Below are 14,156 nucleotides of genomic sequence, written 5' to 3'. Positions count from 1 at the left end.
AGACAAGGAGTTTCCCATGCGGATTCCGCGAAAGGTGGCGCTGGCGATCGGCGCCGCGGCTGTGGTCGTGGGCGGAGTGGCCGCCGTCGGCATCGCCAACGCCTCCTCCGACACCGGCTGCGGATCTCCCGGCCATCTGACCAAGGCCATCGGCCCGAACGACGCCACCGCCACCGCAACCGCAACCGGCGACCAGAGGCAGGCGGCCGCGAACGGACCGGACTGCGTCCCGGCCGTACCGCCCGTCCCGGCCCAGAGGTAGGACTTCGGCCTACCGCCGCAGCGCCCGGCCCTTGACCGGACGCTTTCGGCGTACGCAGTCCCGTACGCCCGGGGTGGCGTTTTCAGGTCGGCCGGCCTGAGGACGAGCGACGAACGTGCGCCGCCGACGGCCGGCCGCGCCCACCGCAGTACGCCGGCACCGGCCCTCCGCTTCCGCAGCCGCAGCCGCGACAACCCCGCCGGCAACGCGCGCAAGCGCCGTCGGCGACGCGCGGTCGCAGGGCCGCCCGGCGAGTCGGTACCGGGGGCGGCGCGGCGGGCTTACCTGTCGGCGGTGGAGCGTCGCGATCCGGTCATCGGCGAGGTTCGCCGCCGACGCCGTCGAGCCCGCCCCTCCAGGCGCCGTCGCAGTTGCTGACCGCCGAGCTGGAGCTGCTCACCCAACTACGCGAGGCGCTTCTGACCGGCCAGGCGGAACTGGAGGCCGAGCCAGCCGATGAGCGCGTGGCGGTCGATGACCGCGTGGCCGCGCCGATGAGCGCGTGGCGGGCCGCCGGCGTCTAGCGGCGGGCCGGCGGGCCGAGGGGGCCGAACGCCGCGCCGTCACCGAGCGGCGTCGAGCCCGGATTCCGTGTCCGCCTGGCCCGGCGGCCGGCGACTGGCCGGACGCCGTCCAGCATGCGGTACTGATGCGGCAGTAGGCGCTTGACGTGGCCTTCGTCCCCAATGCCCACACCCTCGCTCCGGCCGAGCGCGAACGAGCCGGACTGGTCAGGTGATGGAGGATCCGGTCTCCGTCACGTAGTGGTAACAGCTGTTGACGTCCCCGATACACAGACGTACTGTGCCGTTAATCGATTTACGTCAATCGATTAACGAGGAGCCATGGCAGCCACTCTGAAGGACGTCGCCCTCCGCGCCGAGGTGTCTGTCGCGGCTGCGTCGCTGGTCTTGTCCGGCAAGGCCGAAGGCCGGGTCGCCGAGGCGACCGCCGAGCGGGTCCGGGTGGCGGCGGCGGAGCTCGATTACCGTGGCAACCGCGCCGCCCGCAGCCTGCGTACGCAGTCGGCTCCGCTGCTGGGCCTGCTCAGCCTGGGCGTGGCCACCCAGCCCTACGCCGGAACGATGCTGGAAGCCGCCCAGTCCGCCGCGCGCGAGCACGACTACGACCTGCTGTTCATCGAGGTCGGCACCTCGGAAGCCATCGCCGAGAACCTGCGACTGCTGGAGGAGCACCAGGTCGCGGGCATTCTGGTCGCCTCCTACTTCCACCGGGAGCTGGCCCTGCCGTCACAGCTGCCCGCGCCCACCGTTCTCGTCGACGCGCTGTGCCCGGACCGCGACATCGACTGGGTGGTGCCCGACGAGTACGACGGCGAGACCGAGGTCCTGGAGGAGCTCGCCCGCGCCGGCCACCACCACGTCGGCTGGATCTGTCACACCCCGCAGTACCCCGCGACGAGACTGCGGACCAAGGCGTTCGAGGACGTCGCCGCGCGCCACGGATGGGACGGCGATCCGCGACGCGTCGCCCTGACCGAGGGCACCGACGCCGCCGACGGCTACGCGGCCATGTTGCGGCTGCTCGAGCAGTTCCCGAAGGTGACGGCGGTCGCCGCCTTCACCGACCGCATGGCCATGGGCGTCTACATGGCCTGCTTCGAGCGGGGCATTCGCGTGCCCCAGGACATGTCGATCGTCGGATTCGACGACCAGGTCCTGGTGTCGGAAGCGCTCCGTCCCGGACTCACCACCGTGGCGCTGCCCCATCGCCAGATGGGCAAGTGGGCGGTGGGCCGGCTCATCGAGCGCATCGAGTCGGCGGACGACCTGGCGGTCAGCCAGGTCCGGATCAATGGCGGCCTCGTCGTCCGAGACTCGGTCGCCGCTCCGCGCACTGGTCGGATCAGGGCCAGTACGCGGAGGTGAGTAACACTCACGCAACGGCGCAGCCGTTGCCTCCCTTGGAGGGGATCATGTCAATAGTAGCCCGGAATCTCTCCGTGGCCGCCTTGGGCGTCGCCGGTGCGCTGACGCTCGCCGCCTGCGGCGGCGGCGGGACGAGCGCGGGGCCGACCGGTTCCGCCGCGGCGGCATCGGGTGGCAAGACCAAGGTCACCATGTGGACGCACAACGCCGGCAACGAGGTCGAGCTCAAGCTGGTCCAGCAGGTCACCGACGACTACAACGCCTCGCAGGACAAGTACGAGATCACCGTCCAGGCGTTCCCGCAGGCGTCCTACAACGACGCCATCGTGGCGGCCTCGGCGTCCAAGAGCCTGCCCTGCCTCCTCGACGTCGACGCTCCGATCATGCCGAGCTGGGCGTACGCCAACTACCTCCAGCCGCTGACCATCGATGCCAAGGCGACCGACCCGCTGCTGCCGGGGGTCAAGGGAACCTACAACGACAAGCTGTACTCGGTCGGCTTCTACGACGCAGCCCTCGGCATCCTGACGCGCAAGTCGATCCTCGAGGACAACGACATCCGGATCCCCACCATCGACCAGCCATGGACCTTGGAGGAGTTCGACGCGGCCCTCGCCAAGCTCAAGGCCTCCGACAAGTACGACTACCCCCTCGACCTGGGCACCGGCTGGACCGCCGAGTGGTACCCCTACGCCTACGCCCCGCTCCTGCAGTCCTTCGGCGGCGACCTCATCAACCGCACCGACTTCTCCACCGCCGAGGGCGTCCTGAACGGCCCCCAGGCGGTCAAGTGGGGCCAGTGGTTCCAAGGGCTGTTCAAGAACAAGCTGGCCAACCCCAAGGAGTCCGCCGACCGTACGGCCTTCCTGCAGGGCAAGGTCGCGATGCAGTGGAACGGCTCCTGGGGCGTCGGGGACGCGGTGAAGAAGTTCGACGAGGACACCCTCATCCTGCCGCCGCCCAACCTGGGCAAGCAGCCCTACATCGGCGCGGGCTCCTGGCAGTGGGGGATGTCCGCGACCTGCCAGACCCCCGAGGCGGTCAACGGCTGGATCAGCTTCGGGCTGCAGGACAAGTACCTGTCGGCGTTCAGCGAGCAGCTCGGCAACCTTCCTGCTTCCGCCGGCGCGCAGGCGCTGGGCAAGAAGTTCAAGGAAGGCACCAAGGAGCACACCTACATCGCGCTCGCCCGCAAGTACGCGCTCATCCGCCCGCCGACACCCGCCTACCCGTTCATCTCCAAGACCTTCGAGAAGGCCGCGCTCGACATCATCGCCGGCGCCAACGTACAGGACACGCTGAACACCGCCGTCGACGCCATCGACAAGAACCTGGCCGAGAACAACAACTACCAGTGATCGGCCCCGGTCCGGGGCGTGCCGCTCCCGCCCCGGACCCGCCCCCCCACTTGTGAGGTCCACGTGTCCCTGACGCATGCCCGCGGCAGACCCAAGCGATCCGTCACCTACATGCGGGACCGGCCCCGGCGGTGGCCCAACCGGCCCGCCGACCGCCGCAAGGCCGAGGCCAGGACGGGACGGCTGTTCACCGCCCCGGCGATGTTCCTGCTGTTGATCTTCCTCATCATCCCGATAGCCCTGGCCCTCAGCCTCGGCTTCACCGACGCCAAGCTATCCTCGCCGCAACCCACCCGCTGGGTCGGCCTGTCCAACTTCGAAGAGCTCCTGAGCATCAAGAAGGTCACCCTCGACGATGCCCGCGTCCGCGAGCTCGCCGGACCCGAGGGCACCGTCCGCACCGCCCTGCGCAGCCTGACCAAGAACGGCAGCGGCACCCCCTACGAGGGCATGTCGGTGCTGTCGGACTCCGTCGCCGCCGACGGCAAGAGCGGCAGCTTCTGGCTCGCCGGCGACCCGCTGTTCTGGAAGTCGTTGCGCAACACCGCCGTGTTCGCCCTCGTCGTCGTCCCCGTCCAGGGCGGCCTGGGCCTGCTCCTGGCACTCCTGGTCAACAGCAAATTCCGGGGACGGGTGTTCTTCCGTACGGTGTTCTTCCTGCCCGTCGTGATGTCGATGGTCGTGGTGTCGATCCTGTGGGCCTTCATCTACCAGGAAGACGGACTGGTCAACAACGCGATCAAGGCGGTCTACCCGTCCTGGGACCCGGTCGCCTTCCTCGCCGACCCTTCCACCGCGCTTCCCGCCATCGTCGTCATGTCGATCTGGCAGGCCGTCGGCTTCCATATGATCATCTGGCTGGCCGGGCTGCAGACCATCCCGGGCGAGCTGTACGAGGCCGCCAAGATGGACGGCGCGGGCCCCTGGCGCACCTTCACCTCCGTCACCTGGCCGGGCCTGCGGCACACCTTCGTGTTCGTCCTGGTCACCATCACCATCTCCGCGCTGGGACTGTTCACGCAGATCAACGTCATGACCAAGGGCGGGCCGCTGGACTCCACCTCCACGCTCGTCTACCAGGCCTTCGCCGAGGGCTACGGCAAACAGCGCATCGGGTACGCCTCGGCCATCTCCTTCGTGTTCTTCGTGCTCGTGCTGTGCGTCGCGCTCATCCAGCGCCGGCTGACCAGGGAGAAGGACGCATGACCACCATCAAGGCCCGCCGGACCCTCGGACGCACCGCCTTCTACATCGCCGGCGCGCTGTTCTCGCTCGCCTTCCTGCTGCCCATGGTCTTCATGATCGTGTCCAGCTTCAAGGACAAGCTGCAGATCTTCGAAGACCTCGACTCCATCCGGGCGTTGCTGCCGGTGGGCGACGCCGGGCTCGACAACTACCAAGGGCTGTTCGACCGGGTCCCGCTCGCCCGCTTCTACGCCAATTCGCTGCTCATCGCGTTCCTGGTCGTCGGGCTCGGGCTGGTGATCAACAGCCTGGCCGCGTTCGGCATCGCCCGGATGCGCTGGCGCGGGCAGGGCATCGTCATGGGGGTGCTCATCGCGACCCTCATCGTGCCGTTCGAGACGCTCGCGCTTCCGCTGCTGTACTGGGTGAACAATCTGCCCTACGTCTCCTTCGCCACCGGGACGCCCGAGCTCACCACCGGCTGGATCAACACCTACGCCGTGCAGATCGTCCCGTTCATCGCGAACGCGTTCTCGATCTTCCTGTTCGTGCAGTTCTTCAAGTCCATCCCGCGCGAGATCGACGAGGCCGCCTTCATCGACGGAGCGGGTTTCCTGACCGTCTACCGGCGCATCGTCGTCCCGTTGAGCGGGCCCGCCTTCGCCACCAGCGCCATCCTCACTTTCCTGCCCATCTGGAACTCCTACCTGTGGCCGACGATGGTCGTACAGGAGGAGGGCCTTCGGCCGCTCCCCGTCGGCCTGGACTACTTCTTCCAGTCCAGCACAGCCGAGGGCGTGCCATGGGGCCAGATCATGGGGTACACCACCCTGGTCACCTTGCCGATCATGGTGCTTTTCATCGTTTTCCAACGCAGTTTCGTGGCCAGCGTGGCCAATAGTGGAATCAAGGGGTAAATCAATGTTGCGACTGGCGGACAGCTGGATCTGGGACTCGTGGTACGCCTACGACGGCGACCTCCACCACGCGTTCTACCTCCGGGCCTCCCGCGGCCTCGGGGATCCCGACCGCCGCCACCGCCACCCGAGCGTCGGCCACGCCGTGTCCGACGACCTTCGGGACTGGACGGTCCTGCCCGACGCGCTGGCGGTCTCGGACTTTCCGGCGTTCGACGACTGGACCACCTGGACCGGCAGCGTCGTACGGGACGCCGGCCAGTGGCGGATGTTCTACACCGGCACCACCCGGCAGGACGGCGGCGACGTCCAGCGCGTCGGCGTCGCCACCTCCGCGGACCTCCAGGTCTGGCACAAACACTCACCGGACGCCATCCTCGAAGCCGACGCCCGCTGGTACGAGAAGCACGGCGACCCTGCCTGGCCTGAGGAGGCCTGGCGCGACCCGTTCGTCTTCCGGGGCGACGACGGCCGCTGGCACATGTACGTCACCGCCCGTGCCAACCACGGCCGTTGGCGAAGCCGCGGCGTTGTCGGCCACTGCACCTCCACCGACCTCGAGCAGTGGCATGTCCAGCAGCCGCTGACCGAGCCCGACGCCGGGTTCGGCCATATCGAGGTCATCCAGGCCGAGGTCGTGGACGGCACCCCCACCCTGATCTTCTCGTGCGGCTACAACGAACTCGACGACGACGCGCGCCGGCGTTACGGCACCGGGGGAATCTTCAGCGTCACCGGGCCCAGCATCCACGGCCCTTTCGACACCTCCACCGCCCGCCTGTTCCCCGACACCTCGCTCTACGCCGGTCGCCTCGTCCGGCACGACGGCCGGTGGCACCTGATGGCGTTCCGCAACCTCGTCGACGGCCACTTCGTCGGCGAGCTCGCCGACCCCGTCCCCGTCACCAGTACACCGGACTCGGGCCTGCTGCCCGCCGCCGACCGCAGCGCGGCCCGCACGTAGCCGCCCGGAAAGCCGCCCGCAGCGAAGCCCGCAGGCAGCCGCCCGGAAACTCGCGGCGGCCGTCACACCAGGCGGCCGCCGCCGGCTACCTCCGAGGTAATCGACGGCATTACGTCTGGTCGGCAGCATGGTGGTCAAGGCCGCCGGACCGCGGCCCGCTGACGAAGGAGTGACCATGACCGCGTACGCCGTCGCCCACCTGCGTGACCCCGAGGAACTGCACGAGGACGTGTGCCAGTATCTGGAGCGCGTTCAGTCCACCCTGGACCCGTTCGGCGGCAGGTTCCTGGTGCACGGGGCGCCGGTGGAAGTGCGCGAGGGCAACTGGCCGGGCGGGCTGGTGATCATCGAGTTCCCGTCGATCGAGCAGGCCCGCGCCTGGTACGACTCCCCCGCCTACCGGGACATCCTGCGCCTGCGTACCGACCACATCCCCGGTGACGTGGTCCTGGTCGACGGGGTCGAGCCTGACCACGACTCGGCGGCGATGGGGGCCGCGATGCGGGCGGCGGCGTACCCATCTCTATAAGCGGGAGGCCCCGATCGCCATCAGGGTTTTGTGGCGGCCCAGCGCATGCGGCCCCTACTTCGCAGCCCCCGTCACCTCTTTGAATGCGCGGATGACCCTGTGGCTACACGCGCGCTCTAGACCTGTCAGGGAGTTTGGATCGCCACGTCCGGGGCGACGCCCAACAGCTTCTTGAGCTCGTTTGCCCTGGTCGTGGCCTCTATTCACGGTCGTGGCGGCGATCCTGGAGTGGACCGGTCACAGCCGGGATCCACAGGACTGGAAGGGATCACCGTGAAACGCATGCTTCTCGCGGCGGCCTTGGCGCTTGCCGCAACCATGTCCGGCGCCGCCGGCGCATCCGCTGCCTCGCCCGCACCCTCGCCACCCTCTCCCGACGTGTCTCCGCCGGTATCTCCGGACATGTCGCCCTCACCAGAGGGCAGCCCGTTCGGGGCCGGATGTACCGCGATCGAGAACACCCTCACCGGCATCGCCGGCCAGCCGGTCGGGACCGCGATCTCCGAGGTCCCCGAACTGTCCACGCTGGCGGACGCAGTGGAACAGGCCGGTCTGGCTGACCGCCTGAACTCCGCCAAGGACATCACGGTCTTCGCGCCGAACAACGAGGCCTTCGAGGCGATCCCGCAGGAGAGACGGGACGCGGTCATGGCAGACAATGAACTGCTCACCCGGATCTTGTCCTACCACGTGGTGGAGGGCAAGAAGGCACCCGCCGACCTGGAGGACGGCACCCTCAAGACCATGGAGGGCCGCGAGCTGACCGTGAAGGGCTCGGGTGACGATCTTACGATCAACGACGCGAAAGTGGTCTGCGGCAACGTTCCGACGGCCAATGCCACCGTGTACGTCATCGACAAGGTCCTTATGCCCCAGTAGCGACCCGGGCATGACGGAGGGTGGAGAGCACGATCCGGGTGAAGCGGGTCGGACGCCGAGCCTCGTGATCGTGCTCTTCGCCGCCGGGATGACGGGAAGTGACGTCCCGCTCCGCCAGAGCAGGTGATCGTCACCAGGTTCGGGGTAGCTGTCCTGATGGGCACCGCGCTGCTCAGGCTGCGGCTGGCCATCGAGCCGGGGAAGCCGGCGGGACGGCCCCTCTCGCCGTGGGCTCCACCGCCGCTCGAAAGACGGCGCCCGCCGCTACCAGCTACCGGAGGAGAAGGGCATCGTTGGTTGGCAAGAGGGAGCCTGTGGTGGTGATCGGACTGGGACGGTTCGGCAGCGCGCTCGCCATCGAACTGACCCAGCGCGGTACCGAAGTGCTGGGCATCGACAACAATCACAAGCACGTGCAGGGTCTCTCGGGGCAGATCACCGACATCGCCACGGCGGACTCCACCGACTTGGCAGCCTTGCGGCAGCTCGGTGTGCCCGACTTCTACCGCGCCGTGGTGGCGATCGGCAGCGACCTCGAAGCGAGCATCCTGACCGCTTCCCTGCTCGTCGAGCTGGAAATCGGCCATATTTGGGCCAAGGCGGTCAGCCGGCAGCATGGGCGGATCCTGCGCCGGATCGGCGTTCATCACGTGGTTTTCCCCGAGCACGACATGGGTGAGCGCGTCGCCCATCTGGTCAGCGGCCGGATGCTCGATTACATGCAGGTGGATGAGAACTTCGCGTTCGCCAAGATGCGTCCTCCGGAGGAATTCGTCGACATTCCGCTCGGGCAATCTGGCCTGCGTCGCCGATACGGTGTCACGGTCGTGGCCGTCAAAGCCCAGGGCGAGGAGTTCACCTACGCAACCGCGGAGACCGAGCTCGGGCATGGCGACATGATCATTGTTTCCGGCCGTACGGACCGGGTCGAACGCTTCGCCGAACTGCCGTAGGCGTACGCCGACCGAGAGTGAGACCGGGCATGAGGATACGAAGATGGCGGGACGGTCCAGCCATCGGATTCGCCGGTCTCTTCGGCAAGTTCCAGCATCCCGCGCAGGTCGTGGTCGGCGTTTTCGCCCTGACCATCCTCATCGGCACACTGCTGCTGAAAACGCCGATGGCCACCGCCTCACCCGGCTCGATCGACTGGCTGACCGCACTGTTCACCGCGACCTCGGCAGTCTGCGTGACCGGCCTGGTCGTGGTCGACACCGCCTCGACGTGGTCGGCGTTCGGCGAGGTGGTGATCGCCCTGCTGTTCCAGGCCGGCGGGCTGGGGATCATGACACTGGGCACGTTGTTCGCCCTGCTCGTCTCGGGCCGTCTCGGGCTGCGCGCCCGGCTGCTGGCCCAGGCCGAAAGCAAGGCGCTGGGCACACCGAACCTGCGCCGCGTGATACGCAACATCGTGCTGTTCACCCTGACCTGCGAGGCAGCGGCGGCGATCGTGCTGAGCATCCGGTTCGCCACCGCCTACGACCATGGCCTGGGCCGCGCCCTGTATCTGGGCGTGTTCCACGCGATGTCGGCCTTCAACAACGCCGGCTTCGCCCTGTGGCCCGACAGCCTGGTGCGTTTCGCCGCCGACCCATGGATCTGCCTGACCATCGCGCTGACCGTACTGGTGGGCTCGCTCGGCTTTCCCGTCATGTTCGAGCTGTGGCGGCAGTGGCGTCACCCCCGGCGCTGGTCGGTCCTCACCCGCCTCACCCTGGGCGTCACCGCCTTTCTGCTCGCGATGGGCACGCTGATTCTCCTGAGCACCGAGTGGCACAACCCCCGCACCATGGGGCCGCTGGCCGACTGGGACAAGCTCATGGCCAGTTTCTTCCTCGCCGTGATGCGCACCGGCGGCTTCAACACCGTCGATCTGTCCCAGCTCCACCCCTCCAGCTGGCTGGTCAGCGACCTGCTGATGTTCATCGGCGGCGGCAGCGCGGGAACGTCGGGTGGCATCAAGGTGACCGCCCTGGGAGTACTGATCTTCATGGTGTGGACCGAGATGCGCGGGTACGCCGATGTGAACATCGGCCACCGGCAGATCCCGGCGACCGCCCAGCGCCAAGCGATCGCGATCACTTTGATGGGGGTCAGCCTGGTCGTGATCTCTACTTATCTCCTGGTGGTGATCAGCCCTAATGCCCTGGATCAGGTGCTGTTCGAGGCCATCTCCGCCTTCGGCACGGTGGGCATGTCCCTGGGTATCACTGCTGGCCTTCCCGCGGCGGGGCAGCTGCTGCTGATCGTGCTGATGTTCATCGGCCGGACCGGTCCCCTCACGTTGGGCTCGGCTCTGGCGCTGCGCGAGCGCGACCGCCGCTACGTACTGCCCAAGGAATACCTGATCGTGGGCTGACCCAGCGCAACGAATCTCCAGCGCCCCGCACGCCTGACCACGCTGCCCTCGCCCTCTCCTTCCACAGTTCGGCCCTGGACTGTGGACGAAGCTCGGCGATTCCTCAAGGTGACCAAGCCGCTGCCGTACTGTCTGCCGTCGGTCATGCTCATGGTCGACGGACTCCGACGCGGCGCGGTGCTCGGTATCGGATGAGATCGTCGGGCAACAGATCCACTTCCCGCACGTCCGCGCTTCGCCTTCTCCCCCCTGGTATGCGGGCCAGGCCGGGTGTCTCAGAAGCCTTCCGTTCACCGTTCGACAGGCTTGATCAGTCGAACACGGTTCCTGTTCGGGTCATCTCTCGGCAGCCGGGGCATAACGGCAGGGCCTTCTGGTAGCTCGGGGTTGCGATCCCCATCGAGCAGCACCATGAGGCCCTGTGCCGCAGTCTTCGTGCTCGCGTCCGCGGAGTCCAACGCGCCCGAGATGCTGTTTGCCGAAGCGGCGCACCAGGCGGCGTAGCCGGGCGCCGATCCTGGACCTGGTGCGTCCGGTGGCCCAGGCGGCTGTGAACGGCGCGGCGGTCCTGCGGCATCCGCTGGCCGTGCCGCTGCTGGTCCTGGCCGGCCCTCCGTGCCGCCGTGATCTTCAGCATCCAGGTGTGATTCGCGGCTTGGAGTCAGGCGGCCGGTTGGTCGCGGTCGGGGACGTCGAAGTGGGCAGTGCTGCGTTCGACGAACATGGCGCGGCCCTTGATCTCGGAGGTGGCCTCGGGGCCCACGATGCCGTCGTAGCCGGGCAACTGGCCCGCGCCGGCCTCCGGGCCGAGCGGGACGACGACCATGGGCGGCTGCCGCTCGTAGGCGGTCAGCTCGCCCTCCCCGGTGATCAGCGTGCGGATGTTGGCCGCGAGCAAGTCGCCCTGGATCCTGGCGTAGCCCGCCATGTTCCGGTCCGCGTCAGCGAGGTCGCCGATGGCGAAGACCCGGTCCTGCCCGCGGACCCGCAGGTGCTCGTCCACGCGGAGGTGCCCCTGGGCGTCCAGGGTCTCGGCGAGCGAGCCGCGCAGGTAGCCGGTGTGCAGGGTGACGCCGAAGCAGCGGAACCAGATGTCGGCGCTCAGCTCCTCACCCGCCTCCGTGGTGACCGCGACCGGCGCGGCCGTGGCGGGAGCGGCGTCCGGCAACCCTCGCAGCGGGCTGCCCAGCTTGAGCTCGACCCCCATCTTGTCCAACTGCGCACGGAGCTCGTCGCGCAGCGCCTGGTCGTACGGGCCGGTCAGGATGTCGGGCGCGACGTCGGCGATGGTGACGTGTTTGCCGGGAAAAGTGGACTTGATCTCCCCGGCGAGTTCGAGCCCGACGGGCCCGGCGCCGACCAGCAACACCCGCCGCGCCCCGGACAGAGCCTCATGGGCCTCCCGCGCCCGCGCCTTGGCCGTCTCGGCGGCCGGCTCGTCGATCTTGGCCGGGAACGGATACGAGGATCCCGTCGCCAGGACCAGGTAGTCGGGCTCCAGCCGCGCGTCCGACGCCAGCGTGACCTGCCGCCCGTCCACGACCACGGCACGATCGCGCAGGAACCGCCCGTTGACCAGCAGCCGACGGTAGGGCACGAAGATCCGGTCCAGCCACTCCGGCTCCACCAGCGCCCGCAGCGCGGCGACGTTGTGCATGAAGGAGTCCGAGGGATCGACGAGCGTCACGTCGGCGATGTCGTCGAGCAGCTTGGCCACCGTGTGACCGCCGTACCCGCCGCCCAGGACCACCACGCTCGGCCGCCTGCCAGCATTCTCGGTCATCAGCTCTCTCCTCGCTAGCTTTCGAAGTGTCGCTAGGCTATTCATATTTGCTTCTAAAATCAAAGCGACACCGAATCGGCTAGCATAGGGGCATGGCGACGACCTCCTCCCACGACGCGGACACCTGCAAGCGCGGTGACGCGGCGCTGACGCGTGCCTTCCGGGTGCTCGGGAAGCGCTGGAGCGGGGTCGTCCTCGGCAGCCTCAGCCCGGGTCCCGCCGGGTTCCGCGAGCTGTCCCGCGCCATCGGCGGGGTCAGTGATTCGGTGCTGTCCGACCGTCTGTCCGAGCTGACCAAGGCGGGGCTGATCGCCCGCACCGTCGACGAGGGACCGCCGGTCACGGTCGCCTACGCGCTGACCGAGAGCGGCCGGGCGCTCATGCCCGCGCTGGAGCAGATCTCACAGTGGGCTCAGGAGCACCTGCCGCCGGACGTGTGTTAGCGCTCCTTGTCGCTGGACCGAAACGAGCCGCGCGAGGGCCCGGCGTGGCGCCTGAAAGAGCTTGAAGAGATTTCGCGGTCGCCCTGGCCCAGGCGCTGACCCAGGAAGGCTTCGACCCGGCCCGCCATCCCTGGAGCTTCCTGGCCAACGGCGACCTCGGCTGGATCCAGACCGCCAACTTCGTCGTCATGCTGGTATGGAAGAGCGGGATGGCCACGAGCCTGGTGAACGGCGCGTGGCCAGCGGTTCAGCAGCCGTCACCGAGCATCTTGCTCCACCCCGCCGCCGACACCCCGTTACGGCTGGGACCGAGCGGACGCTCCAGAGGCGGATCCAAATCCCGTAACGCGGGTCGAGCAGGCCATCAAGGTCATCCTGCTGCATCGCGGGCTCAGCTATGGGCCGAGCAGGAGCACCGAGCGAGGCACCGTCAGCGCTCAACTTGAGGTCGATTGAGCCCGTTTGGAGGGTCGCCTACTGTCGATGTGGACTGATCTCTGTCGCCTGGCGGCAGACGATCTTGGTGGCAGATTGATGGCAAACGATCAAAAGGCCGTCTTCCGATTTCCGGAAAACGACCTATGAAGTGGGAAAACTCTGTGGGGCTACCAGGACTTGAACCTGGGACCTCTTCCTTATCAGGGAAGCGCTCTAACCGTCTGAGCTATAGCCCCGCGCACACCGAACGTTACCGTATCCCCCAGGGGAGAGGCGAACCGGTTGTTCGGACGAAAGAAGCTTACCGCCTCCGGCGTGCTGCTCGCGCCGTCCTCGCCAACCGAGCACGGCGCGAGCGCCCGTCACACACCCCTTATTCGGCCTCGCTGAAGGTCACCTCAACGCCCCCGACCAGGTCGGAGGAGATGTTGTAGATGACCGCCCCCAGCGTGGCAAGCGCCGTGATCAAAACCACGTTCACGGCTCCGATCAGCGCGGTGTAGCCGAGGATGCGCACCGGCTCGAACCACGAGGCAATGTCGATCGGGATGGAGTTCTGCCCCTGCTCGCCCTGCCCCAGCTGGTTGACCAGCTCCACGATGGAGTCGAAGACCCCCAGGGCGGACAGCACTCCGTACAGGACCGCCACCGCCACGAACAGCACCACGAAGCACACCAGGGAGACCACGAAGCTGAACTTCATGGCCGACCACGGCTCGACGCGGCGCAGGACCAGGTGGGCCTTGCGGGGCAGCCGGCCCCCGCCCGCGTTGGACCCCTTCTTCTTCTTCGGCGACGACGTCAGCTCGACCGCAGGCGGCGGCGGAGCCTCGGTGGCCAGCGAAGGCCGCACGCGGAGGGTGTCGTTGCCCTCCACCGGAGGACCCGCCGGACCCGGCGGGCCCGGCGGAGTTGCGGGCGCAGGCGCGGGTGCGGGCGCCGGACCTGAGGCGGGCGTCTGCGGCCGCTGCTGCTGCGACTGCTGCTGCGGCTCCTCCTTGGCCGGGACGGGCCTGCCCTTGGAGGGCGAGGTGTTGTCCTGCTCTTCGTCGACCGGGTTGAAAATCTCGGTTTCTGCGGGCTTGTTCGGTTGCTGTCCGTTGCCCGAAGCCGCCTTGGTCCTGGCGGGGCCACCCTGGGCGCTCATGGA

At 68.2% G+C, this 14,156-nt stretch carries 15 protein-coding genes and 1 tRNA gene; 13 read left to right on the top strand and 3 right to left on the bottom strand.

The genetic code is table 11. The annotated features are described in order from the left end of the window. The first annotated feature begins 16 nt into the window (after positions 1 to 16). The 11 genes from ACIBX3_RS54675 to ACIBX3_RS54625 all read left to right on the top strand — a co-directional run bounded on the left by ACIBX3_RS54675 (position 17) and on the right by ACIBX3_RS54625 (position 10,342). Positions 17 to 262, top strand: a complete 246-nt coding sequence (locus ACIBX3_RS54675) for a hypothetical protein (protein WP_397128741.1) — start codon at positions 17 to 19, stop codon at positions 260 to 262. A gap of 371 nt (positions 263 to 633) precedes the next feature. Then, a complete protein-coding gene (locus tag ACIBX3_RS54670) occupies positions 634 to 786 on the top strand; it encodes a hypothetical protein (RefSeq protein WP_397128740.1) in 153 nt (50 codons plus the stop codon). A gap of 321 nt (positions 787 to 1,107) precedes the next feature. Next, a complete protein-coding gene (locus ACIBX3_RS54665) occupies positions 1,108 to 2,151 on the top strand; it encodes a LacI family DNA-binding transcriptional regulator (protein ID WP_397128739.1) in 1,044 nt (347 codons plus the stop codon). Between the two features lie 47 nt (positions 2,152 to 2,198). After that, the gene (locus tag ACIBX3_RS54660) at positions 2,199 to 3,509 is read left to right on the top strand and encodes an ABC transporter substrate-binding protein (protein ID WP_397128738.1); all 1,311 of its coding nucleotides are present in this window, start codon (positions 2,199 to 2,201) and stop codon (positions 3,507 to 3,509) included. 63 nt (positions 3,510 to 3,572) lie between these two features. Next, positions 3,573 to 4,715: a carbohydrate ABC transporter permease gene (locus tag ACIBX3_RS54655; RefSeq protein ID WP_397128737.1), complete on the top strand. Its 1,143-nt coding sequence runs from the start codon at positions 3,573 to 3,575 to the stop codon at positions 4,713 to 4,715. Beyond that, positions 4,712 to 5,611 carry a carbohydrate ABC transporter permease gene (locus ACIBX3_RS54650; protein ID WP_397128736.1) on the top strand — a complete coding sequence of 300 codons (900 nt, stop codon included), beginning with the start codon at positions 4,712 to 4,714 and terminating at the stop codon, positions 5,609 to 5,611. The genes ACIBX3_RS54655 and ACIBX3_RS54650 overlap by 4 nt, the downstream gene beginning before the upstream one ends. Positions 5,612 to 5,615: 4 nt before the next feature. Next, the gene (locus tag ACIBX3_RS54645; RefSeq protein WP_397128735.1) at positions 5,616 to 6,575 is read left to right on the top strand and encodes a hypothetical protein; all 960 of its coding nucleotides are present in this window, start codon (positions 5,616 to 5,618) and stop codon (positions 6,573 to 6,575) included. Positions 6,576 to 6,750: 175 nt separating this feature from the next. After that, a complete protein-coding gene (locus ACIBX3_RS54640; protein WP_397128734.1) occupies positions 6,751 to 7,104 on the top strand; it encodes a DUF1330 domain-containing protein in 354 nt (117 codons plus the stop codon). A gap of 282 nt (positions 7,105 to 7,386) precedes the next feature. Further along, positions 7,387 to 7,983 carry a fasciclin domain-containing protein gene (locus tag ACIBX3_RS54635; protein ID WP_397128733.1) on the top strand — a complete coding sequence of 199 codons (597 nt, stop codon included), beginning with the start codon at positions 7,387 to 7,389 and terminating at the stop codon, positions 7,981 to 7,983. A gap of 314 nt (positions 7,984 to 8,297) precedes the next feature. Next, entirely contained in the window at positions 8,298 to 8,936 is a 639-nt protein-coding gene (locus ACIBX3_RS54630; RefSeq protein WP_397128732.1) for a potassium channel family protein, read from the top strand. A 29-nt stretch (positions 8,937 to 8,965) separates the two neighbouring features. Continuing rightward, entirely contained in the window at positions 8,966 to 10,342 is a 1,377-nt protein-coding gene (locus tag ACIBX3_RS54625) for a TrkH family potassium uptake protein (RefSeq protein WP_397128731.1), read from the top strand. Positions 10,343 to 11,003: 661 nt separating this feature from the next. Here ACIBX3_RS54625 and ACIBX3_RS54620 read toward each other — a convergent pair. Beyond that, a complete protein-coding gene (locus ACIBX3_RS54620) occupies positions 11,004 to 12,125 on the bottom strand; it encodes an NAD(P)/FAD-dependent oxidoreductase (protein WP_397128730.1) in 1,122 nt (373 codons plus the stop codon). 92 nt (positions 12,126 to 12,217) lie between these two features. Between ACIBX3_RS54620 and ACIBX3_RS54615 the strand changes: the two genes are divergently transcribed. Together ACIBX3_RS54615 and ACIBX3_RS54610 are read left to right on the top strand one after the other, a co-directional pair. Then, positions 12,218 to 12,568, top strand: coding sequence for a winged helix-turn-helix transcriptional regulator (locus tag ACIBX3_RS54615; RefSeq protein WP_397128729.1), 351 nt, complete (start codon positions 12,218 to 12,220; stop codon positions 12,566 to 12,568). 83 nt (positions 12,569 to 12,651) lie between these two features. Next, positions 12,652 to 13,014 carry a hypothetical protein gene (locus ACIBX3_RS54610; RefSeq protein ID WP_397128787.1) on the top strand — a complete coding sequence of 121 codons (363 nt, stop codon included), beginning with the start codon at positions 12,652 to 12,654 and terminating at the stop codon, positions 13,012 to 13,014. A 154-nt stretch (positions 13,015 to 13,168) separates the two neighbouring features. Here ACIBX3_RS54610 and ACIBX3_RS54605 read toward each other — a convergent pair. Beyond that, positions 13,169 to 13,242, bottom strand: a tRNA-Ile gene (locus tag ACIBX3_RS54605). Between the two features lie 137 nt (positions 13,243 to 13,379). Beyond that, complete coding sequence (locus ACIBX3_RS54600; protein ID WP_397128728.1) at positions 13,380 to 14,153, bottom strand: DUF3566 domain-containing protein; 774 nt, start codon at positions 14,151 to 14,153, stop codon at positions 13,380 to 13,382. Positions 14,154 to 14,156 lie beyond the last annotated feature (3 nt).

This window comes from Nonomuraea sp. NPDC049480, from assembly GCF_044465905.1.
Lineage (GTDB): Bacteria > Actinomycetota > Actinomycetes > Streptosporangiales > Streptosporangiaceae > Nonomuraea.
This window is presented reverse-complemented; position numbering and strand designations above follow the sequence as displayed.